The organism is Erythrobacter sp. NFXS35, from assembly GCF_040148725.1.
Classification (GTDB): domain Bacteria; phylum Pseudomonadota; class Alphaproteobacteria; order Sphingomonadales; family Sphingomonadaceae; genus Erythrobacter.
The window spans coordinates 1007677-1030196 of sequence record NZ_JAGDEB010000001.1 but is presented as its reverse complement, the minus strand read 5'-3'; the positions used below and the strand labels follow the sequence as shown (position 1 = coordinate 1030196).

12 protein-coding genes are annotated in these 22520 nt (G+C 63.7%); 4 read left to right on the top strand and 8 right to left on the bottom strand.

From position 1 onward, the window contains the following. The first annotated feature begins 156 nt into the window (after positions 1 to 156). From J3454_RS05035 to J3454_RS05025, 3 genes are all read left to right on the top strand, one after another. Positions 157 to 5667: an AMP-binding protein gene (locus J3454_RS05035; RefSeq protein WP_349512652.1), complete on the top strand. Its 5511-nt coding sequence runs from the start codon at positions 157 to 159 to the stop codon at positions 5665 to 5667. 106 nt (positions 5668 to 5773) lie between these two features. After that, a complete protein-coding gene (locus J3454_RS05030; RefSeq protein WP_349512651.1) occupies positions 5774 to 9457 on the top strand; it encodes an SDR family NAD(P)-dependent oxidoreductase in 3684 nt (1227 codons plus the stop codon). Positions 9458 to 9473: 16 nt separating this feature from the next. Then, a complete protein-coding gene (locus J3454_RS05025; RefSeq protein ID WP_349512650.1) occupies positions 9474 to 10400 on the top strand; it encodes an acetyl-CoA carboxylase carboxyltransferase subunit alpha in 927 nt (308 codons plus the stop codon). Between the two features lie 29 nt (positions 10401 to 10429). On the opposite strand, the gene J3454_RS05020 is transcribed toward J3454_RS05025, so the two are convergent. From J3454_RS05020 to J3454_RS04995, 6 genes are all read right to left on the bottom strand, one after another. Continuing rightward, entirely contained in the window at positions 10430 to 11443 is a 1014-nt protein-coding gene (locus J3454_RS05020) for a sugar kinase (RefSeq protein ID WP_349512649.1), read from the bottom strand. After that, the gene (gene kduD / locus J3454_RS05015; RefSeq protein WP_349512648.1) at positions 11444 to 12205 is read right to left on the bottom strand and encodes a 2-dehydro-3-deoxy-D-gluconate 5-dehydrogenase KduD; all 762 of its coding nucleotides are present in this window, start codon (positions 12203 to 12205) and stop codon (positions 11444 to 11446) included. A gap of 2 nt (positions 12206 to 12207) precedes the next feature. Then, positions 12208 to 12840, bottom strand: coding sequence for an RpiB/LacA/LacB family sugar-phosphate isomerase (locus J3454_RS05010; RefSeq protein ID WP_349512647.1), 633 nt, complete (start codon positions 12838 to 12840; stop codon positions 12208 to 12210). 110 nt (positions 12841 to 12950) lie between these two features. Then, positions 12951 to 15584: a TonB-dependent receptor gene (locus J3454_RS05005; RefSeq protein ID WP_349512646.1), complete on the bottom strand. Its 2634-nt coding sequence runs from the start codon at positions 15582 to 15584 to the stop codon at positions 12951 to 12953. Positions 15585 to 15690: 106 nt separating this feature from the next. Next, a complete protein-coding gene (locus tag J3454_RS05000; RefSeq protein ID WP_349512645.1) occupies positions 15691 to 16998 on the bottom strand; it encodes an MFS transporter in 1308 nt (435 codons plus the stop codon). Further along, a complete protein-coding gene (locus tag J3454_RS04995; RefSeq protein ID WP_349512644.1) occupies positions 16995 to 17792 on the bottom strand; it encodes a 2-keto-4-pentenoate hydratase in 798 nt (265 codons plus the stop codon). Before J3454_RS04995 ends, J3454_RS05000 begins: the two co-directional genes overlap by 4 nt. A gap of 155 nt (positions 17793 to 17947) precedes the next feature. Here J3454_RS04995 and J3454_RS04990 point away from each other — a divergent pair, with 155 nt between their 5' ends. Beyond that, the gene (locus tag J3454_RS04990) at positions 17948 to 18997 is read left to right on the top strand and encodes a LacI family DNA-binding transcriptional regulator (RefSeq protein WP_349512643.1); all 1050 of its coding nucleotides are present in this window, start codon (positions 17948 to 17950) and stop codon (positions 18995 to 18997) included. Positions 18998 to 19004: 7 nt separating this feature from the next. On the opposite strand, the gene J3454_RS04985 is transcribed toward J3454_RS04990, so the two are convergent. Then, entirely contained in the window at positions 19005 to 20753 is a 1749-nt protein-coding gene (locus tag J3454_RS04985; RefSeq protein ID WP_349512642.1) for a hypothetical protein, read from the bottom strand. A 305-nt stretch (positions 20754 to 21058) separates the two neighbouring features. After that, positions 21059 to 22357, bottom strand: coding sequence for an amidohydrolase family protein (locus tag J3454_RS04980; RefSeq protein WP_349512641.1), 1299 nt, complete (start codon positions 22355 to 22357; stop codon positions 21059 to 21061). Between the last annotated feature and the right edge of the window lie 163 nt (positions 22358 to 22520).

Genomic DNA, 22520 nt, shown 5'->3' with positions numbered 1-22520 from the left:
GTCGCGATGGAACGTCTTGGGGGTTGCTGCGTTAGGGACGCAAAGCAATGCTGTCACAATGTTGCCGCACGGCAATGTATGGCGTAATATATTTGCAAGACTGGGCAAGCTGGGGGATCGGCTGGCGCGGTTTGAGGACAATTGGGGGAGAACACAATGCCTGACGCCCGGGCGCGTACTGCCGAGGCCGATGCCGCTGCCAATCGCGTGCTTGACCGCGCCGACTGGGATGCGATGCGTGCCGATGCATTGGCCGATCCGGGCGGCTTCCACGGCGCCATTGCGGCGCGCAACATGCACTGGTTCGTCGCCGATTGCGGGCCTTCCGGTGCGTGGCTGGAGAAAGGCGATGACGGGCTTTGGCAGGGCTGGGATGCGGCCAGCGCGGCGCCGGTCAGCCCCGATCTTCCGCAGGACTTCACGCCGTGGCACACCGGCTTCGATGGCTCCACCCCGCCGCACTGGCGCTGGTTCGTGGGCGGACGCACCAATGCCGCCTTTTCCGAACTCGATCGCCATGTACTCTCCGGTCACGGCGGCGAAGCTGCGCTGATCTTCGAAGGTGATCGTTGGGACATGTCGGCGGGCGGGGGCAAGGGCGCGCCGCTCGACTGCTTCACCGTCAGCCGCAAGCGGTTGCTGCTGGAAGTGGCGAAATGCGCGGTGGCCTTGCAGGGGCTGGGCCTGAAGCCGGGTGACCGCATGGCGTTGAACATGCCCAACATCGTGCCGCAAATCTACTGGACCGAAGCGGCCAAGCGGCTGGGCGTGGTCTATACTGCAGTGTTCGGCGGCTTCTCCGACAAGACCCTGTCGGACCGCATCGCCGATACCGGTGCGCGGGTGATCGTCACCTCCGATGGAAGCTATCGCAACGCGCAGGTCGCCGCGTTCAAGAACGCCTACACCGACCCGGCGCTCGATAACTTTGTGCCGGTGACGACCGCGCTCGAAATCCTCTCCGGGCTCGATCTCGAGTTGCCGCAACAGGATCGCGACACCATCGTCGAGGCTGTGCGTGAAGCATTGACCGGCGAGATCACGGTCGATCGGTCGGATGTGATGCGCGGCGTGGGGCGGGCGCTAATCACGCTGGGCGCGGACGGCCGCATCACCAGCGCGGATGCCGCAAGGGTGCGGATCGCGATTGCCTCCAGCCTCGTCACTCTGCCGCCGCGCGTGGAAGCGGTGATCGTATGCCGCCACACCCACCAGCCCGACATTATTTGGCGCGAGGAACGCGACCGCTGGAGCCATGAGTTGACCGATGCAGCGTTGGTCGCAGTGCTGGAAAAAGCACGCGCCGCCGGGTTTGCGGTTCAGACCGAGGCCGATCTGCTGGCTTTGCCAGACGCCGATTTCGTCCGCGCTATCTGGGCTTCGTCAAAGCCGCTACCGGTCGATGCCGATTACCCGATGTTCTTCATCTACACCTCGGGTTCGACCGGAAAACCCAAGGGGATCGTCCATTCGCACGGCTATGCGGCCGGGGTAGCAAAGACCATGGCGGTCAGCTTCGATGCGCGCCCTGGCGACGTGCTTTACGTGGTCGCCGATCCGGGCTGGATTACCGGGCAAAGCTACTTGATCTGCGCGCCGCTCATGACACGGGTGACCAGCCTTGTCGCAGAAGCCTCGCCGGTATTCCCGCATGCGGGACGCTTTGCCTCAATGATCGAGCGGCACAATGTCGCGATCTTCAAGGCCGGGGTGACTTTCCTCAAATCGGTGATGTCCGATCCCGATAATCTCGCCGAACTCAAACGCTACGATATGGGGTGCCTGCGGGTCGCGACCTTCTGCGCCGAACCGGTCTCGCCTTCGGTGCAGGCGTTCGGGATGGAGCACGTCACGCCCCGGTACATCAATTCCTACTGGGCGACCGAACATGGCGGCATCGCGTGGACGCATTTCTACGCGAATGACGACTTTCCGCTGCGTCCCGACGCGCATTCCTACCCACTGCCGTGGATCATCGGTGACGTGTGGGTCGAGGATGCCGAAGCGGGCGCTGCGGCGGAGGTTCCCTTTGCGCGCGAAACCGACGGCGGCGGCGTGCCGTGGCGGCGAGCCGAAACGGGCGAGAAGGGCGAAATCGTTATCGCCGCGCCTTACCCCTATCTCGCGCGCACGATCTGGGGCGACATCGAAGGCTTCAAGATCGAGGATGGCCGGGTCGATCCCGCATGGCGCGGCGATGCGGCGCGCTGGGAGGAGGGCTACTGGCGGCGCTGGAAGGGCGCATGGGCTTATACCCAAGGCGATTTCGCGATTGCGCACGACGACGGTTCGTTCTCGCTCCACGGGCGGTCGGACGATGTCATCAACGTCTCCGGCCACCGCATGGGCACCGAGGAGATCGAAGGCGCGGTGCTGCGCGACAAGGCGCTCGCACCCGACAGCCCGGTCGGCAATGTGCTGGTAGTCGGCGCACCACACCGCGAGAAAGGGCTGACCCCGCTCGCGTTCGTGGTGCCAGTCGCGGGGCGCAAGCTGACGATTGAGGACAAGCGCCGGTTGTTCGATCTGGTGCGCACGGAAAAAGGCGCGGTTGCCGTTCCCGCCGACTTCATCGAAGTCTCGCAATTCCCCGAAACCCGCAGCGGCAAATACATGCGCCGGATGGTGCGCGCGCTGGTGGTGGGCGAGGATGTCGGCGACGTCACGACCTTGCGCAACCCGGAATCGCTCGACGAATTGCGCACCGTGATCGGCGACTGGCAGCGCAAGCAGCGCCTGTCGGACGAACAGGCCTTGTTCGACCGGCATCGCTATTTTCTGGTGCAATATAATACGGTTGCGCCGGGCAAGCAGGTGGCGACCGTCACCGTTACCAACCCCCCGGTCAACGCGCTGAACGAACGCGCCATCGATGAGCTGGTGCTGGTCACCGATTACCTCGCACGCGATGATAATGTCGTGGCGGTGGTGTTCACCGGGCAGGGCACATCGTCCTTCGTCGCGGGGGCGGATATCCGCCAGATGTTGGAGGAGATCCACTCGGTGGAAGACGCGATGGTGCTGCCTAACAACGCGCACCTCGCCTTCCGCACGATCGAGCGCATGGGTAAGCCTTGCGTCGCGGCGGTGCAGGGCGTGGCGCTGGGCGGCGGGATGGAGTTTGCGCTCGCCTGCCATTACCGCATTGCCGAGCCGGTGGCGCGGTTCGGGCAGCCCGAAATCCGTCTGCGGTTGCTGCCCGGCTATGGCGGCACGCAGCGCCTGCCGCGCCTGCTCGCCGACCGGCGTGGGGCCGAAGGCGTCCGCGATGCGATGGACCTGATCCTCGGCGGGCGCAGCATCAATGCCGAAGCTGCCGAGGCTATTGGTGTGGTCGATGAACTGGTCGATGGCGCGCAGGATGCGCTCTCGGCAGCGCACGCGGCGGTGCGCGATTATGTGAAGCACGGCGCAGATAGCATGCTCGGCCGTGCTTTTGCTGACCGGCAGGCGGCGGTCACGCGCTGGGATACGGCGTCGGATGTCAGCCTCGATGCCGTGATGAAGGATGATTTCCTCCAGCGGATTCTGCGCCAACTCGATTGGGCAGGGCGTGGGCAGGCTGGTGCGCGGGTGCTCGAAGCCGTACGTGCCGGGCTCGAACAGGGGATCACCGCAGGCCTTGCGCGCGAGGCGCGACTGTTCGCCGAAGCCATCGTCGATCCCGAAGGCGGCAAGACGGGCATCAGGCAGTTCATCGACAAGGTCGCGCCGCCGCTGCCGGTGCGGCGCAACGGCGTGTGGATCGACGCCGAGCACGAGATGCGTGCGCAAGCCCTTGAGGCAGCAGGCGATCTGCTGCCAATGGGAGCGCCGTTCTTTCCCGGCGTCACCCCGATTCCCGGCCACCAATATGCCTTCGGCATCGCCCGCGATCCCGACACCGGCCAGCCCCGCTTCGGCCCGCCCGCAAGCCACGAGAAGGAGCTGATCGTGGCAGTGCCAGAGCCCGCACCCAACGAGGCGCTGCTCTACATGCTGACCAGCGAGGTCAACTTCAACGACATCTGGGCGCTGACCGGCATCCCGGTGTCGCCCTTCGATAGCCACGAAGAAGACGTTCAGATCACCGGATCGGGCGGGATCGCGCTGGTCGCTGCGCTGGGGTCGGAGACGCGGGCGCAGGGGCGGATCAAGGTTGGCGATCTGGTGACGGTCTATTCGGGCACCAACGACTTGCTCAGCCCGCTAGTCGGCAATGATCCGATGTATGCCGATTTCTCGATCCAAGGCTACGAGACCGAGACCGGCAGCCACGCGCAGTTCCTCGCGGTGCAGGCGCCGCAGATGCACAAGCTGCCGCCCGACCTGACGCTGGAACAGGCGGGGAGTTATGTGCTCAACCTCGGCACGATTGCCCGCTGCCTGTTCACCACATTGCAGATTGCGCCGGGGCGGACATTGTTCGTCGAGGGCGCGGCAACGGGGACGGGGCTGGATGCGCTGCGATCATCGGTGCGCACCGGATTGCAGGTGACGGGGCTGGTGTCCTCGCAGGAGCGCGCCAGCTTCATCACCGACGTGCAAGGCGCGGTGGGGGCGATCAATCGCAAGGATGCGCGCTTCGCCGATCTCTACAGCGTGGTGCCGGAAGACAAGGCGGAGGCGCAGACGTGGGAAGCCGCAGGCGCGCCGCTGGCGGAGGAATACAAGGCACTGAACGGCGGCAAGCTGGCCGATTATGTCGTCAGCCACGCAGGCGAAACGGCGTTCCCGCGCAGCTTCCAACTGCTCGCAGAAGGCGGCACGCTGGCGTTCTACGGCGCATCGTCCGGCTATCATTTCAGCTTTATGGGCAAGCCGGGAACGGCCACGGCCGAAGAAATGCTGCGCCGTGCGGCCTTGCGCGGGGGCGAGGCGGTGCTGATCTATTACGGGCCGGGCAGCAAGGAACTGCTCGACGAGACGGGCCTTGAGATGATCGAAGCCGCGCGCCGTTTCAACGCGCGTTCTGTGATCGCCACAACCACCGATGGCCAGCGCGAATTCCTGCAATCGCTGGGGCTGGAGGATGCAATCGAAGGCATCGTCAGTCTTGAAGCGATCCAGCGGCGCGAAGGCGCGAATTTCCTCTGGCCCGACACGATGCCGCGCTTGCCCGATGCCAAGGAGGATATCGAGGTCTTCAAGGCGGCGGTGCGCGATTATCAGGACCGGGTGATGAAGCCGTTCGGTTCGGCAGTGGGCAAGATCCTGCGATCATCCGACAATCCGCGCGGCAACCCCGATCTGGTGTTTGAGCGGGCCGGGCAGGACACGCTCGGCATCTCGACTTCGCTGGTGAAGCCCTTCACCGGGCGGGTGATCTTTGCCGAAGATCTGACCGGCTGCCGCTTCACCTTCTACGCCCCGCAGGTGTGGACGCGCCAACGCCAGATCCTGATGCCGACCGCCAGCATTCTCGGCACCCACCTGTGCAACGCATTCGAAGTCGCACGGATGAATGACATGATCGCCGCCGGACTGCTCGAAGTGACCGAACCGCAGGTGGTGGGCTGGGACGAATTGCCCGAAGCGCATCAGGCGATGTGGGAGAACAGGCACGCCGGATCGACCTATGTCGTCAATCACGCGCTGCCCGAAATGGGCCTCAGAAGCCGCGATGCGTTGCTTGAGGCATGGGCTGCCTTGGGGGCTGCGATCGGCACCGGGGAACCGGAGCCCTAACCTGCGCGTTGCATTTTTTCGAAACGTTCTTCGCTCTCCTCCCCGGAAGATTGAACGATCAGGCAAGCGAACGACAGCGTCGCTGCCACTTTACGAGGAGAGTGCTATGGTCAAGTCGAAAGCCGCTACCGCTGCGCCTGCCACCGGCCGCCTTGCAGGGAAGGTTGCCGTCGTAACCGGTGCGGCGGGCAACCTGGGCGGGCATATCGCCGCCCACTATCTTGCAGAAGGCGCAACAGTGGTGATGACGGGGCGCACGCCCGACCGCACGGTTGCCGCCGCCGAAGCACTGATCAAGGCGACCGGAATTGAACCTTCGCGGGTTGCCACCGTCGCGCTCGACGGCGGGGATATCGCCTCTGTCCGCGCCGCGATTGCCGAAGTAGTCGCCAAGTTCGGGCGGATCGACATTCTCGTGAACAACGCCGGAAGCGCCGGGCCGAAGCAGCCGATCGAGCAACTCCCGCTCTCCGTGGAAGAACTCGCAAGCCTTCAGAAAGCGGGCAGCACCGACAGCGAGACTGTTGCCGATGCGATGCGCAACATCTTCGGGGTCGCCTTCAACGTCGCGCGCGTTGCTGCGCCGCACATTCCCGAGGGCGGATCGATCATCAACGTTTCGACCATCTTCAGCCGCACGCCGTATTACGCCCGCGCGGCCTATGTCGTGCCCAAGGCGGCGATGAACGCGTGGAGCCGCGAGCTCTCCCTCGAACTCGGGCCCAAGGGTATCCGGGTGAACCTTGTCTATCCCGGTCCGATCGAAAGCGAGCGCATCCGCAGCGTCTTCGCCACGATGGACACTGCGCGCGGGGATGAGGCAGGCACGACGGCGCAGGAATTCTTCGACATGATGTCGCTCGAACGCGCCACGGGAGGAAAACCACGCGCCAAGACATTCCCGACACCGGCCGACATCGCCACCACCTGCGTCTTCCTCGGTAGCGAAGAGAGCGCTGCCTATAATGGGCACGATTTCGAAGTCACCCATGGGATGACCGTGCGCAAGGAGGAACGCTCGACCTATCTTTCGCGGCCCACCATGCGCTCGATGGACGGCACCGGGCTGGCCGTGCTGATTGCTGCGGGCGACGATTGGGAGGAAGCGCTCGAAATGGCGCAGGTGCAGCTAGCCTGCGGGGCCGAAGTCGCGCTCGGCCTGCCGCGTCAGGCCGACGTGGCGATTGCCGAAAAGCGGTGCAAGGCGATGGGGGTGGGGGAGGGCCTCACCATCATCCGCTTCAACCGCAAGGATCCGGAGGCGATGAAAGCCGCGCTGGAGGACTATACCGCCAAGGGCACGCCGATCAGCGGCGCTCTGTTCCTGCCGATGCTGGGCGCGGGAGAATTGTCGGGCGCGCTCGTCGAAGCCGACGACCAAGCGGTCGAGGCGCTGATGGATGCCGAACTGGGCGGCAACATGGCGCTGGCCCGGACGATGAGCCGTTACTGGAAGCGTCACGACAACCTGTTGCAGGAGCCGCGTTTCGTCTTCGTCAGCCCGGCCAGCGACGGCAAGGGCGATGTCTATGGCCACATCCTGCGAGCGGCGACCGAACAGCTCGTGCGGATCTGGCGCTACGAATCCGGGTTCGACGTCAAGCAGGGACGCCGGCGGCAGGGAGAATGGGGCAACCAGATCGTCCGCTTCACCAACACCGAAGGCGAGAACACTCGCTTCACTTCCGGCCACGCCGCGCGCATCCTGCTCAAGGAAAGCAAGCTCGGTGCGATCACGCTCTACGTCCCCGGCAATATCGGCGAGGCGACCGGTGCGCGCAAGGCGATGCCGGGCTTCTCGGAAAACATCACGGGGCTGCATCTGGGCAAGGTCGCGCTTATTACCGGCGGCTCTGCGGGCATCGGCGGACAGGTCGCGCGGCTGCTGGCGCTGGCGGGCGGCAAGGTGATGATCGTCGCCCGGCGCGAAAGCGAACTGGCCGTGGCCCGCGCGCGCATTGTGTCCGAGCTGGAAGATATCGGCTTTTCCGGGGTTGAACGCCGGGTGCAAACACTTGCCAATGTGGATGTCAGCAATTTCGAAAGCCTCAAGGGCGCAGTCGATGCGACGCTGAAGGCGTTCGGGCGGATCGACTACCTCATCAACAACGCCGGTGTTGCCGGGGCCGAGGACATGGTGGTCGACATGGGGGTCGATGCCTGGAACTACACGCTCGATGCCAATCTGGTGTCGAACTACTACCTGATGCACCACGTCGCGCCGCTGATGAAGGCGCAAGGATCGGGCTACATCCTCAATGTCTCGTCCTATTTCGGCGGTGAGAAATACCTCGCGGTCGCCTATCCCAACCGCGCCGATTACGCCGTGTCGAAGGCGGGCCAGCGCGCGATGGTGGAAAGCATGGCGCGCTATCTCGGCCCCGAAGTGCAGTTCAACGCGATTGCGCCGGGCCCGGTTGATGGGGACCGCCTGTCGGGCACCGGCGGCAAGCCCGGCCTGTTCGAGCGGCGCGGCAAGCTGATCCTCGAAAACAAGCGCCTCAATGCCATCCACGCCGCCGCGATCAAGGCGATCCGGCGCGGGGTGCGGGTCGAGGCGGTGCTGGCGCGGCTCGCCCGCAACGATACCGTCAAGATGAGCCATGACACCAACAACCCGCGCGAACTGCGGGATCTGGCGCTGGCTTGCGCGCGGGAAGGCGACGGAGAGTGCAGCTGGGATCAGTATCTGCTCACTCCCGCCATCGCCGCCGCTCTCGTGTCACGCTTGCGCCAGGCCGGGCTGTTCCTCGACGCGCCCGAATGGGCCGACCGGGCCGCAACGCCCGAAGCCGACGCAGATTGGCTGCTGCGCGTTCCCCCTGAAGGCGTGCCATTCCTCCCCGCCGACAAGATCGCGGCCGAGGCCAAGAAGGTCGGTGGCGGAGTGCTGTCGAAACTGTATCTCGGCAAGATGCCGACCGAGCATGACGTGGCGCAGGCGACGGTGTTCTTCCTCGCCGACCGCGCCGTCAGCGGTGAAACCTTCATGCCCTCTGGCGGCCTCAGCGTCGAGCGTTCAACCACCGAGCGTGAGCTGTTCGGCTCGCCAAAGCAGGAACGGCTCGACCAGATGCGGGGCAAGACGGTGTGGATCATCGGCGAACACCTCGCCGATTACCTAGTTGAAACCGCACGCGCATTTATCGAGGATTGCCATGTTGCGCGGGTGGTTCTGATCACGCGCACGTCGGAAGGCTTCGATGCTATCAAGGTTCAACTCGAAGGCGATACCGGCGATGCGCTCACCTCGCTGGTCGCTGGTGATGACATCGAGGCTGCAATGGACGCGGCGCTGATTCAGTGGGGCCGCCCCACCACGCTGCTGTCCACCCCGTTCACCGCGCTGCCCGGCAAGCTGTTCGACACCGCCGACCCGCTCACCCCGGACGAATTCCGCGCCGTGGTGGCCGATAATCTCACGCATCACTTCCGCGTCAGCCGCCGGGCCTCGCTGTATGATGATTGCCAGTTGGTGCTGACGTCGCCCGATGTGCCGATGGGCGACCGCAGCCCGGCCTTCGCGCTGGCAAACTTCATCAAGACCACGCTCCACGCCTTCACCGCCACGCTGGCGGTCGAGAACGAGCGGCTGGTGCATGATGTACCGGTCAACCAGATCAACCTCACCCGCCGGGTGCAATCCGAAGAACCGCGTGATCTGGACGAGCATCTGGAGGAGGTCCGCCGCTTCGCCCGCGCCGTGCTGCTGGTTGGCGCGCCACTGCCCGATGCCGAGGATTCGCGCTATCGGGCGCGGATCTATCGCGGCATGTCGATGACGGTGTGATCGGGAGTTAGGGGGAATGATCCAGTACCTGCCGTTCGAAAAGCCGATCGAGGCGCTGGATCGCCATGTGGCTGAACTTGCCGCTTTGCCTGAAGGTGCGCAGGAGGCCGAAATGCTTGCCGAGCGGGCCGAGCGCCTGCTCGCCGACACCTATGCGCGGCTCACCCCATGGGAGCGAACCCTTGTGGCTCGCCATACCCAGCGTCCCCGCTTCGAGAAGCTGGTGGCGGGGCTGTTCAGCGAATTCCTGCCGATTGCGGGCGACCGCGTGTTCGGCGAGGATCAGGCGATCATCGGCGGGTTCGCACGCTTCGAAGGCCGCCGCGTGATGGTAATCGGTCACGTTAAGGGCGAGGATACCACCGCACGCATCCACCACAATTTCGGCATGGCGCGCCCTGAAGGCTATCGCAAGGCGATCCGGCTGATGGATCTGGCAGACCGATTCGGCCTGCCGGTGATCACGCTGGTGGATACCCCGGGCGCGTTCCCCGGCGTCGATGCCGAGGCGCGCGGGCAGGCCGAAGCGATCGCCCGTTCGACCGAGGCCTGCCTCACGCTCGGCGTGCCGCTGATCGCGGTGATCATCGGGGAGGGCGGTTCGGGCGGTGCGGTCGCGCTGGCGGCGGCTAACCGCGTGCTGATGTGCGAACACGCGGTCTACTCGGTCATCTCGCCTGAAGGCTGCGCTTCGATCTTGTGGCGCGCAGCGAGCCACGCGGCGGACGCTGCCGAGGCGATGCGGGTAACGGCGGGCGATCTGCTGAAGCTGGGGGTGATCCACCGCGTCGTCTACGAGCCCAGGGGCGGCGCACATCGCGATCCTGAAGAATTGATCAAGCGGCTGACGCTGGCCTTGCGAGCGGAGCTGGACGGGCTGGCGAACATGACCCCGGCAGAACTGCGCCGGGATCGCGAGGAATTTTTCCTCAGTCTGGGGTAGAAACCGCCCTTAAACCGGCTTGGCAGCAATCATCTCGCCACATCGCTCGCGCGGCCGATCATGGCGGCAAGGTCGGCTGCCGAAGCGAGCGAGGCATCGCCCCAGGTCGAATGCTTCAGTGCCATCAAGCCGAGCCCGCTACCCACTGCACCGGCAAGATCGGTTCGATCATCCATCCAGCGATGCAACACGCCCGCTGCAAAGGCATCACCGGTACCGATCCTGTCGACGATTCCGCTGATGCACCACGGATCGGTCTGGTCGGCACCTTGCCGCGTATCGATCCGGGCGGAGACGTGATGGCTTGCCGCGTCCTCGATGTGCCTCGCTGTCGAGGCGACTGCGGCGATACCGGGAAATGCATCGAGCAACGCCAGCGCAGCCTCGCGCCGGCGCTCAGGCCCTTCGCCACTAAACGTTCGCCCCAGCACCAGACCTGCATCCTTGTGGTTGGCGAAGATGATGTCGGCGACCGCGAACATCCGGGTGAACGCATCGCGCGGGTCGCGCTTCGATCTCTCCCACAGCGCTGAGCGAAAGTTGCCGTCAAAGGATATGGTCGCGCCATTCGCTTTCGCAGCCTTGGCCAAGGCAAGGCTGGCGTCTGCAAGTCCTTCGTTCAAGGCCAGCGTCACCCCTGACAGGTGCAGGTGGGACACGCCATTCAACCAATCGGATATCGCCCAGTCGGCAGATATTGCTTGGGCAAAAGCGCTGTGTTCGCGGTCATAGGTGACCTTTCCGGTGCGCAGCCCGCTTGCCACGTCGAGGAAATAGCTGCCCATCCGACCAGCCCCGTGAAGGATACAGCTGATGTCCACTCCGTGCGAAGCAAGGTCGGACTTTGCTTTCTGGCCAAGGACATTGTCGGGCAGGACCGTCAGCATTCGGGTGGGGCGGCCCAGGCGGGCCAGAGCCACCGCCACATTGGCCTCTGCTCCGCCGGTGCAGACATCGAACTGCCGCGCCTGCGCCAACAGCAGCGGTGCGGGCGGGCTGTAGCGCAGCAGCACTTCCCCGAAACAGGCGATCACCCCGGCCATTCAGCGCGCCAGCCAGCCTCCGTCGACGGCAAGGATGTGGCCTTGCACATAGCGCGCCGCGCCTGACGCGAGGAAGACGGCGGCCCCGCCCAAGTCACCCGGCTCGCCCCAGCGGCCCGCCGGAATGCGTTCGAGGATCTGCCGGTTGCGGTCGGAATCGGCCTGCAAGGCGGCGGTGTTGTTGGTGGCGATATAGCCGGGAGCGATGGCATTGACGTTGATCCCTTTTGCGGCCCATTCGTTGGCCAGCAGCTTCGTCAGCCCGCCGATCCCGCTTTTGGACGCGGTGTAACTCGCTACCCGGACGCCGCCTTGAAAGGTCAGCATCGATGCGATGTTGATGATCGCCCCGCCGCCGTGATCGACCATGTGACGCGCCGCCGCCTGGGCGAGGAAAAATGCCACCTTCAGATTGGTGTCGAGCACAGCGTCCCAATCCTCCTCGGTGAAGGTGAGCGCGTCATTGCGGCGAATAATGCCCGCGTTGTTCACCAGAATGTCCAGCCCGCCGAGGTCGCGGATGGTGTGCTCCACGATCCGGACGCAAGGCTCTATCGTGGCCAGATCGGCAGAGATGATAGTCACGTGCCGCCCGGTCTGTTCGATCAGCGCGGCGGTGTCGCTGGCGTCGCTGCGCGCGACCAGTGCGATGTCGGCACCCGCCTGCGCCAAGGCAACGGCAATTCCCCGTCCGATGCCGGTATTGGCACCGGTGACAACGGCAACCTTGCCGGACAGGTCGAACGGGTTGGTCGTCGTCACTGTCAAAGGCTGCGCAGCAGGTCTGAGATCGCCTCATCCTGCGAATTGGCGTAGAAATGCTCGGCGAACTTCTCTCCCGCGATTGCGGCCCGCAGAAGGTCCTGATCGACGTTGCGTAGCACGGTCAGCATGTGATGGCAGGTCACCGACTTGAGATCGGCCAGAACGCCGCGATTGGCCGCCATGAAGGTGGCGCGTTCGCGGGGATAGCCCAGCCCCGGCTCGTTTTCGAAAAGCTTGCGATAGCAATCGGCAAGGTTCAGCTCGGCCGCCCAGCCGAAACCCTTGGCGTAGGGCATGGAGATGCAGTTTCCGGCGTTGATTTGGTTGAACAGAAACGCATCAGTCGGATCGATCAGCAAACCGCAGAACACGCCGGGCATGGCGTTGCAGGCCAGCATCGATCCCATTCCTGTACCGCATCCGGTGACCACGAAATCGGCCGCACCCGAATTTATAAGGATGCCCGCCAGCAGGCCGTTCATGGGATAGGTCAGCGATGCCTGATCGTCTGGCGTGTACATCCCGTAATTGAACACCTGGTGCCCCATCGGTTCGACCACCGATGTCAGCGCGTCGTGGATGACGGCGTTCTTGGCCGACTGGCTGTTCTCGATGATCAGGGCAATCTTCATGGGAAGTGTCTTTCTCTGGACGTGCTGCGTGATGGTAACAGAGCGGCATTTTCTACCTTGCTGGCGGGCGGTCGGGATACATCCGGCCGACCCGCTGGCAGGGCGCCTTTCTAGAACTTCGCCCGCACGCCGATCGACAGGCGCCTTTCGGAAAGGGCGTAGCTGTTGATCGCGGTAGGATTGAAGTTGCTGATCTCGACCGTTGCCGATTGGCGCGGCAGCAGGTTCTGACCCAGCAATTGCAGGGTCACCTGCTTAGTCAGATCGATACCGATCTGGGCGTCGAGCTGGGACAATGCGGCGATCACGTTGGGCCTTCCTTGGGTGAATTCGAACACCGCATCGTCGCGCCAGTTATAGGCGACGCGAGCCGACACCGGGCCTTTTTCATACAGCGCCACAAGGTTGTAGCTGTGCTTGGATGTCGCCACCAGCGGGAAGCCCGCACTGTCCTCGCTGTCGGCGAAGGTGTAGTTGGCGATCACCCCCAGCCCATCGAGCGGCGCGGGCAGGAAGTCGAGGAACTGCGTAATTCCGACTTCGAAGCCCTTCACCTTGGCGCTGTCGATGTTGAAGGGGCGCGAGGTCTGCACGGTGATCGGCGCGCCTTCGAAGATGATGTCTTCCTGGATCGTGCCGGTTGTGATCGCGTCCTTGACGTCCTTGTAGAACACGGCAGCCGAAATGAGGTTCGATCCGCCCATGTAATATTCGAAAGAGACATCGAAGTTGGTGGAAATCGGCGGCGTCAGCTGCGCGTTCCCGCCGCCCGAGGTGAGGTTGGTCGGATTGATGAACGTGCTCGGCGCAAGGTCGGCAAGCCCGGCGCGCTGCATTGTTTGCGATGCCGCCAGCCGCACAAGGAAATCGTCGGTCACGTTCACCACCAGATTGGCGCTTGGCAGCACGTTGGTGAAGCTGTTGGTATCACGCGTCGGCACGAGGTTGTTGCCGGGCAACTGTGTCAGGGTGTCCGCACGAAATTCCGTGTGGCTGACCCGCAAGCCGGCATTGAACCTTGCCGGCCTGCCGAAGAGTTCAAGATCCGCATTCCCCATCACATAGCCGGAATAGGTCTGTTCATTGAGCACGAAGTCGCGCAGGTTGTTGCGGGCAAACCCGTCCGGCCCGTCACCCGGCTCGCTGGCGAGCACGCGGTTCAGCAGGAAATCGCGGTCCGGAAAGAACGTGGCGAATTCACGCGGGAAATCCCCGTCGATGCTGCCGAGGAAGTTCGGGTCGCCGGCAACGAAGAAGGGTTCTAGTTCCGCACGGGTGGCGAGCCCGCGGCTGCGGAACGATGTCTGATCCGCGCTGAGATCGACATACCGTATCCCGGTGGTAATCTTGAAAGCGTCGCTCACCTCGAAACTGAAGTCGAGCCGTGCGGCATATTCCTCGAGATTGCCCGGCAGTTGGTTGGCCCGTAGCGTCAGGTTGCCGGTGGTTGGGTAGTTGTAGACGCTCGGATCGGAAAGGCTGAACGGCGTCCCTGCCGGGCTTTCGAGGGTCAGGCTGGGAACTGCGCCGTCACGGAAGTCGAAGGTGCCGATGACATTGCTCGGCGTATCGAGAACGACGACCTCGATTTCCTGACGTAATGTGCCGCGGCTGTAATAGGCATCCGCTTCGATGGTGATGCCGTCATTGCTGTCGTAGGCCGCATTGAAGCCGACCAGCAGGTTGTCGGTCGGATCCTTGCGCCGCTGGTTCTGCACCCGGACGCGGCCCGTGGCCTCTGCGGCGACGATGTATTCGAAGCCGCCGTCGGTTTCGAGAACCGCGTCGCGAAAGTTGAGGTTCTGGTTGGTCGGAAGAATGAAGGTGACCGCCTGATTGGTGCGGTCAGCATCGACCCGCGAATAGAGCGCGTCAGCCGTCAGCGTCAGGTTTTCTGATGGGCGCCACTGAAACGCTCCGCTTGCGCCGATCCTTGATCGGTCGATCAGGACATTTTCGTATTGCAACTGGAGCGGGCCGAGACGGTTGGTTGCATCCGCATCACCATTGCGGCGCCCGAGAAAATTGTTCCGTTCAAACAACTGCAGCCGTGAGGTGCGCTTTTGGTATTCGCCCGAAAGCAGAATTCCGAACTGGTCGTCGTTCCCGAAAGTGGTGGTGAATAGCCCCTGGATCGCAGGTTCGAATTTCTCGGATTCGTCCGAATAGGTCCCGCGTGCGCTTACTGAGATGGTCTGCTTGCGGAAGTCGAACGGTTTGGGCGTCACGAGGTTGACCGTGCCGCCCAATCCACCTTCGACCTGGCTGGCGATCGATGACTTGGCGACCTCGAGGCGGCCGAACAGCGATGATGGCACGGCATCAAGACCGGATGAGCGTCCGAGATTGTCGTTTTCAGGCGGTGAGACCCGCGCCGAGAAGCCGAGCAGGGTGCGCCCGTCCACTTCGACCCGCACCTGGTTCAGGCCGCGGATGTTGACCGCCTGACCTTCACCGAACACGCGGGTGATCTGCACCCCGGTGACGCGCTGCAGCGCCTCGGCGACGTTGTCGTCGGGAAGCTTGCCGACGTCCTCTGCGGTGATGACGTCGATAACCTGATCGGCATCGCGCTTAACCTGCGCTGCCTTGCGCAGCGAGTCGCGGATGCCCGACACGATGATCTCGTCACCGGGCGCGTCGGTCTGGGATTGCACCCCGGCCGCGTTGCCGGGGCCTTGCGCGCCGTCCTGCCCCTTCGCTGCAATCGGTACGGCCGCCAGCGCGCAAACGACAGAACTCATCAACCATGCCTTGTAGTTCATTGTCATTATCCTCCCCATTCGTTCTTTCATGATACCGGTGTCAAATCCGGACGTCCGTTTTGGGCACTCCAAATTGCTTTTGTTCTCAGATGTCAGCGCGCTCCAGCCTCGGCGACAACAAATGGATTGTCAGCACCGCGATGAAGTAGACCGATGTGCAGACAGCAAAGATGATCGAATAGTCGCCCCCTGTCGCATCGAGAACGAGTCCAGTGGACTTGGCCATGATCATGCCGCCGATGCCGCCCATGAAGCCCCCAAGACCGATCACCGATCCGACGGCGCGTTTCGGGAACATGTCCGGCGGCAGGGCCAGCAGATTGGTGGAGAATGCCTGATGCCCCGCCAGCGCAAGGCCGATCAGGAACACGGCCACCCACATGTTCTCCAACCCAGATACGAACAGCAGCGGCAGGACGCAGGCGCCTGCGCAGACCATGGTGATCTTGCGCGAAAAATTGACGCTGTGGCCGCGCTGGATCAGGCGCGACGAAAGCCAGCCGCCGGCGATGCTGCCGACATCGGACAACAGGTACATTGCGATCATCGGCAGCAGTACCACCTTGAGATCGATATCATAGGTCGAGCTGAAATAGCTCGGCAGCCAGAACAGCATCAGGAACCACACCGGGTCGGTGAGGAACTTGGCTGAAGCGAAGGCCCAGGCCTCGCGCTTGCTGACCAGCGCTCCCCAGCCGATCTGGCGAACGGATTCGGGCGGATCGTGTTCGATCCACGCGAGTTCGGCGGCGGTCACGCGGCGGCTCTCGCGCGGCGCGGTATAGACCGCCCACCATACCACCGTCAGCGCGACACCGAATAGGCCGGTGTAGATGAAGGTTTCCCGCCATCCCAGCCCCAGCACTTCCATGCACAGCCACAATGTCGGGGCCGTCAGGATCACGCCGATCGTGGTGGCGGAATTGACCCAGCCGATCGCGTAGGCGCGTTCCTTCTGGGGGAACCATTCGCTGCTGGCGCGTACGACCGCCGGGAAATGTCCGGCCTCGCCGACACCGAGCACCGCCCGGGCCGACATGAAGGCCATCACCGACGAGGCAAAGCCATGGGCGGCATGGCCGACGGTCCATACCGCGATGGCGATCGCATAGCCGATCCGCGGGCCGACCCTGTCGATCAGCCAGCCCATGAACAGAAATCCGAAGGCGTAGGCGAACTGGAAGGCGGTTACGATATTGCCGTAATCATCCTCGCTCCAGCCGAGTTCTTGCGAAAGCTCGGGCTTGAGCAAACCCAGCATCGTGCGATCGATGTAGTTGACAGTGGTGGCCAGAAACAGCAGCGATACGATCAGCCAGCGGTAGCGGCCATGCGAGGCTGTGACGCTGGCTGGTCCGTTTGCGATGGGCCGCTCGATCCCCACGCTGGTCATCTCGCACCTTCCTCCAGCAAGGCGGGAATGGCCGAACATTCGACGGCGAGATCATCGCCAAACGTAGCGCGAACGCGCTGTCCCTGGCGGATCGGATGGACCCCGGTAATGGCTCCGGTCGTGACCCATTGCCCAGGCTCCAGCTGCCGCCCGCGCGCTCCCATCAAGCGCGCGAGAAAGGCGAGCGAGCCGAACGGCCCGTCGAGCATATCCGCCAAAAGGCCCGTGCCGACCACGACATCATCGATGGCCAAAATGGCCGGTCGGTCCAATGCGCCCGGTGACTTCGCATCGGGAATGAGCGGGCCGACCACAAGGCCGAAATTATTGCCGAAATCCGAAACCGTCACCGCTGGCCCGTTCTGGTTGATGCCGACGAAAGGCGAACTCGCGACTTCGATGCCGAACCGCACCGCGTCAACGAATGCCGGTGCGTCTTCGGTTGAAAGATCGGCCGGCGGCGTTGCTGACAGGCGCAAGAGGACTTCGGCCTCGACCGCTGCGAAGCCGGTCAGCACTTGCACCGTCACGGGACTGGGGTCGCCAGCGGTCGTGATCGAGTCGCGGAAGATCGGCCCCGCGAGGCGCTCGGCCCCGAACTGCGTTGCCTCCGGCTGGCGGATCCTGCCGAGCTTCCAGCCACCGATGGGCCGACCGGCATAGGCGATTGCCTCGTCCTGAATCCGGTAGGCCTCGGCAAGGGAGGCGGGCATGGCGCCGGGGTAAGCGTCCAGCACGGCATCATGCCGCCGGGCGTCGACCAATGCCTGCGCGATTTTGACGTGGTCGATCATAGCTTGACCCAACTCTCCCCTGCGAAGGTCAACATGGCGCGCTTTGACACCGGTGTCAATCGGTGTTCTTGCATGCTTTACCGTCGTATCGATGAGGGCGGCTACAGGGAGCATTTCGCTTGACCTTGGCGCCGGATTGGTAACACACGAACACCATGCCACCCGGTGCTCTCCAGACCACTCGCAAGCCTACGATCAATGATGTTGCGTCGCATGCGGGTGTCTCGAAGAAGACGGTCAGCCGGGTCATCAACGGTTCGCCCGGTCTCAGCGCGGCCACGCAGGAAAAGGTCGAGCAGGCGATCGTCGCGCTGGGTTATGTTCCCAATCCGCAGGCGCGTGCGCTGGCGCTGGGACGCAATTTCGCGATCGTGCTGCTGCATGACAATCCCAATGCGCAGACGGTGCAGAATTTCGAGCGCGGGGTGCTCGACGCGATCCGCGAGAGCGAACTGGCGCTGATGGTGCGACCGGTGGATCGCCGTTCCCCTGCGATGCTCGATGACATCGCCGCCTTCCTTCAGCAGCAGCGACCGATCGGCGCTATCATTCTGCCCCCGATTTCCGAGCGCGACGAAATCGGTGAGTTGTGCCGGTCGATGGGGGTGCGCTTCGTCAGGGTCGGATCGGCCGCGCTGGACGATGACGATCACAGTGTGACGTCGACGGACCGGATCGCGGTGACAGAAGCCTGTCGCCTGCTGATTGCGACGGGGCACCGCCGCATCGGCTTCGTGCGCGGGCCGCAGGGGTTCCGCTCGGCCGCAGAGCGCGAGCTCGGCTTTCATGCGGCGCTCGAGGCGGCGGGTTTGCCGGTGCCGCCCGATTACTGTGCGCAGGGCGACTACCGTTTCGAATCCGGTCGATCCGCCGGACGCCTGCTGCTCGGTCTCGATCCGCGCCCGACGGCGATCTTCGCCAGCAATGACGAAATGGCCGCCGGCGTCATGCACGCTGCGTTCGAGCGCAATCTCCAGATCCCGCGCGACTTGTCGCTGGTCGGATTCGACGATTCGCCAACGGCCACCCATGTGTGGCCATCGTTGACAACGGTCCGCTGGCCGATCAGGGACATGGGCGTGCTCGCCGCGGAAAAGCTGGTGGGTAATTTCCTGCCGAAGCGGCGCTTTTCCAGTGATTTCGTTCACCTGCCGTCGGAACTGATCGAGCGGGCATCGATCGCGCCGCCGCCTTCCGAGACCTAGCGCAACGTCATTGCGCTGCAGCGTGCGAGGACTTCATTCGCGCGCGGCGCAAGGCGAGCTGGTATTCGTACAGCGACGGGGCAGCAGCGACCGCCTCGTTCAGCATCTCGGCATAGGGCCCGGGCCGGTAATCCAGCGCCAGCTGGCGATTGCCATGCAGCCCCACGACCCGCGCTCCCGGCCCTTCAAGCCCGCTGGTGATGGCGATCACGGCGTCCTGCGGCACGGTTTGGGGGAACACCAGCTTCAGGTTCCAGTGGGTGTTGTAAAGCCCGTGCCCCGGTTTCCAGTAAGGCGCGCCGCCGCCTTCCCAGAGGCGGTAGGTCCACGTCTGCTCCGCGCCGCTCGGCTCGGCGTGCAGGGTGAGTTGGTCGAACAGGTTTTGATGGTTCGATCCCGAATGCTGATCGATGATCGCATCCCTCCGCACTTCAGCCCGCAGGAACACTGACCGGGTCGAGCGGGTGTTGACGCTGACCGGATGGACTGCCGGATTTGCGACCACCAGATCGCGCACCAGCACATTGTGAACCGCACCGACGTGGACGGTGTAGTGCGCCTTGTGATCGCCGGTCGTGCGCACCGTGTCGATGGTGAGCGAACCGGCATTGTCCGTTAGAATCCCGCTGTCGGCATTGCGGATTTCGACATCGCGCACCCAGCCATCGAAAAGGCCGGTCAGATAGATGCCGTTATAGCCCGCTTCCAGGTGGTGGCCGAACCAGGGGTTGTCGGGGAACGTCAGCTTCAGCCCCTCGATCCCGACTTCCTCCAAATGCTCCCATTTTGCGATCACAGCCGGCTGGTTGGCGGCAATCCCATGCAGGAGCGGATCGCCGATGGTGACGGTGCTCCCATTGATCGCCGTGATCCGCGTCGGCTGCGCGACCACCGGACGGTTGGCGAAGGTCCAGTGATGCGAGCCGATGGCTAGAGGGGCGGCAGCGCCCGCTTCGCTGTCGTTCCAGCTCGCAAGGTCGCCATACATCGAGCGCAGGATCGCGCTGTCGGGGCCGTCGACCGAAAACCACTGTACCTGCACGACCTGGCCAACCTGCAAGCGCGAGGCATCCTTGACCTTGATCGTCCGCGCGAACTGGCGGGCCGAAACCGGGTCGGCCAGCACGCGGTTACGGCGGTCTAGCTCCGAATCATAGGACACGGCGCGATCCTGCGGCGGGCCCACCAGCAGGAATGCGCCGGACCAGCTATATTCGCTGAACAGGAAGTTGATGTTCTGGTCGGGGATTACTTCGAACTTGTTTTCGCGCTTCAGATAGGTGCGCAATTCATCCTGGCGGGCCGGATCGTCGACGATGTTGAGAGGGCGAGGGAAATAGAGTTCCGTGCCATCGGCACCCGATCCTGCGCCCATCAGCACAAAATCGCTACGTTCCAGCGGAATGACCTCGCCGATCTGGATGCGCCCGGGCGGCAATTGCAGCGTTACTCTCCCGGCGATCCGATCCGCCGCAGCGATCGCACGCAGCAGTGCCTTGGCATCGTCTTTCCCGTCATTGGGGATAACGCCATGCGACGCAGCTTCGATGACTGTGCCGAGCGACGCCGGCAGAGGCGCAAGGCCGAAGCGATAGCCGGCATAGCTGAAATCGGGGCCGGTCTGCTTGGCCGCAAGCAGCCGCGGCAAACCGGGCGGCGAAGCGTTGCCGGCCAAGGTTGATACCGCCAGCACACAGACGGCGCTGGGGGCCGTCACGGCAAGCCCCCTCAGCCTCTTCCAGATCCGGAAGGTCATATGCTGCGCCCATCTCCTTTAGCGGCCCAGTGACAATCAGTCGTTGGCTATTCGCTCGCAAACCTTTTTGCTCGACCTGACACCGGTGTCAAGTCTACTGCCTGTGTTCGACAGTGCCGGATCACGTTGGGCGCATGCAAGCAGAACGGTTGTGTGGCGCGGTAGAAAGTTCGAACGGCGTGCCTCAAGATCAGTGCCTTGCAGGCGGCTGCGTTCAAGGAAACCGGATGTTTACGGTATCATCCCCGTGCGCGGACAGCCGCAATTTCATGTGCGCCATAACCTGCGGGATCCCGACCGTTCGGTTATTCCCGTTCGATGACCTTGCCGCGCGCCATGACGAACTTGACATCCTTGTAAACTGACGTGTCCGTCAACGGATCGCCTGCGACTGCGATGATGTCGGCGCTTTTCCCCGGCGCGATTGTGCCGATCTCATCGGACAGGCCGAGCAGGTCGGCGGCGTTGATCGTGGCTGCCACCAATGCGCTTTCGAGCGTCATCCCGTGTGCGACCATCAGTTCGAATTCGTCGCCATTGCGGCCATGTTTCGATACACCCGCATCGGTGCCGAAGGCGATACGGATACCGCGCGGGACGAGCACCTCAAGCGTTTTGCCGGTGATGTCGATCCGCCATTTGATCTTCGCGAGAACATCGGGCTCATAGGCACCGGCGTTGGCCGCAAGCCTTTCCTTGTACCCGTTAACGGTCGACAGCGTCGGGACGTAATAGGTTTTGCTCTTCGCCCACAGCGCGACGACTTCTTCGGTGAGCATCGTGCCATGTTCGATCGAATCGACGCCGAGTTTCAGCGCCTGGAGAGTCCCGTCGGCGCCGTGCGAGTGGACCGCCACCTTGCGCCCGAACATCCGCGCAGTGGCGACGATCGCCGCCGCCTCGTCATCGAACATTTGGCTGCCCAGACCCGCGCCGATCCGGCTGTTGACACCGCCAGTGATGGTCATTTTGATGACGTCGGCGCCGCGCCCGATCTGTTGCCGCGCCGCGCGGCGGCAGTCTTCTGCCCCGTCACAGGTATTGCCCGCACCCGCGAAGAAGGGGCGCAGTTCGTCACGATAGCCGAGCGCATCGTCGGAGTGGCCGGCCGTGCCCGACAAGCTGGAACCGGCATCGACGATCCGTGGCCCCATAATCTTACCGGCATTGACCGCGTCGCGCAGCGCGAACACCGCCCCATCGCCGTCACCCAGATTGCGCACCGTGGTGAAGCCCGCGCGAAGCGTCTTCATTCCGTTGGCCTGAGCATTAAGGGCCTGCGCGGCGGGAGACAAGGTCACCGCCTCCAACTGCCCTGCGAGCCCGCCTGCATCACTGGTCAAATGCACATGGCTATCGATCAGTCCGGGGAACACGGTATGATTGCGCAGATCGATGACCTCGGCGTCGTCGGGAACTGGCGCATGCCCATCGTCCACCGACACGATCCGCCCATCTTCTATAATGATCGTGGATGGTCCACGCGGAGCTTGCCCGGGCACGTCGATCAGGCGGCCTGCGTGGATAATGGTTGTCTGCGCCATCGCCATCGAAGGCAAGATGACCGCCATCCCAACAGCAGCAGCAAATTTTCCCGCCTTCATCGATTTCCCCCTGTTTCCCGCCAATTGTCTAGCCTCTGCGCCAGGCACTCTCAAGCGGCATTGTCCAGTCGCGCACTGCGGCGAACGGCGCGCCAACAAGCTGGCCGCACCAGGATTGTAGACATCGCCCGTTATCCCGGCGCCGTTCTGTGCGCGGGCCAAG

Bases quoted from the DNA above. Each gene is read 5' to 3' on its own strand.
- J3454_RS05035 (WP_349512652.1), top strand. From the start codon at position 157: ATGCCTGACGCCCGGGCGCGTACTGCCGAGGCCGATGCCGCTGCCAAT.
- J3454_RS05030 (WP_349512651.1), top strand. From the start codon at position 5,774: ATGGTCAAGTCGAAAGCCGCTACCGCTGCGCCTGCCACCGGCCGCCTT.
- J3454_RS05025 (WP_349512650.1), top strand. From the start codon at position 9,474: ATGATCCAGTACCTGCCGTTCGAAAAGCCGATCGAGGCGCTGGATCGC.
- J3454_RS05020 (WP_349512649.1), bottom strand. From the start codon at position 11,443: ATGGCCGGGGTGATCGCCTGTTTCGGGGAAGTGCTGCTGCGCTACAGC.
- J3454_RS05010 (WP_349512647.1), bottom strand. From the start codon at position 12,840: ATGAAGATTGCCCTGATCATCGAGAACAGCCAGTCGGCCAAGAACGCC.
- J3454_RS05005 (WP_349512646.1), bottom strand. From the start codon at position 15,584: ATGAGTTCTGTCGTTTGCGCGCTGGCGGCCGTACCGATTGCAGCGAAG.
- J3454_RS05000 (WP_349512645.1), bottom strand. From the start codon at position 16,998: ATGACCAGCGTGGGGATCGAGCGGCCCATCGCAAACGGACCAGCCAGC.
- J3454_RS04995 (WP_349512644.1), bottom strand. From the start codon at position 17,792: ATGATCGACCACGTCAAAATCGCGCAGGCATTGGTCGACGCCCGGCGG.
- J3454_RS04990 (WP_349512643.1), top strand. From the start codon at position 17,948: ATGCCACCCGGTGCTCTCCAGACCACTCGCAAGCCTACGATCAATGAT.
- J3454_RS04985 (WP_349512642.1), bottom strand. From the start codon at position 20,753: ATGACCTTCCGGATCTGGAAGAGGCTGAGGGGGCTTGCCGTGACGGCC.
- J3454_RS04980 (WP_349512641.1), bottom strand. From the start codon at position 22,357: ATGAAGGCGGGAAAATTTGCTGCTGCTGTTGGGATGGCGGTCATCTTG.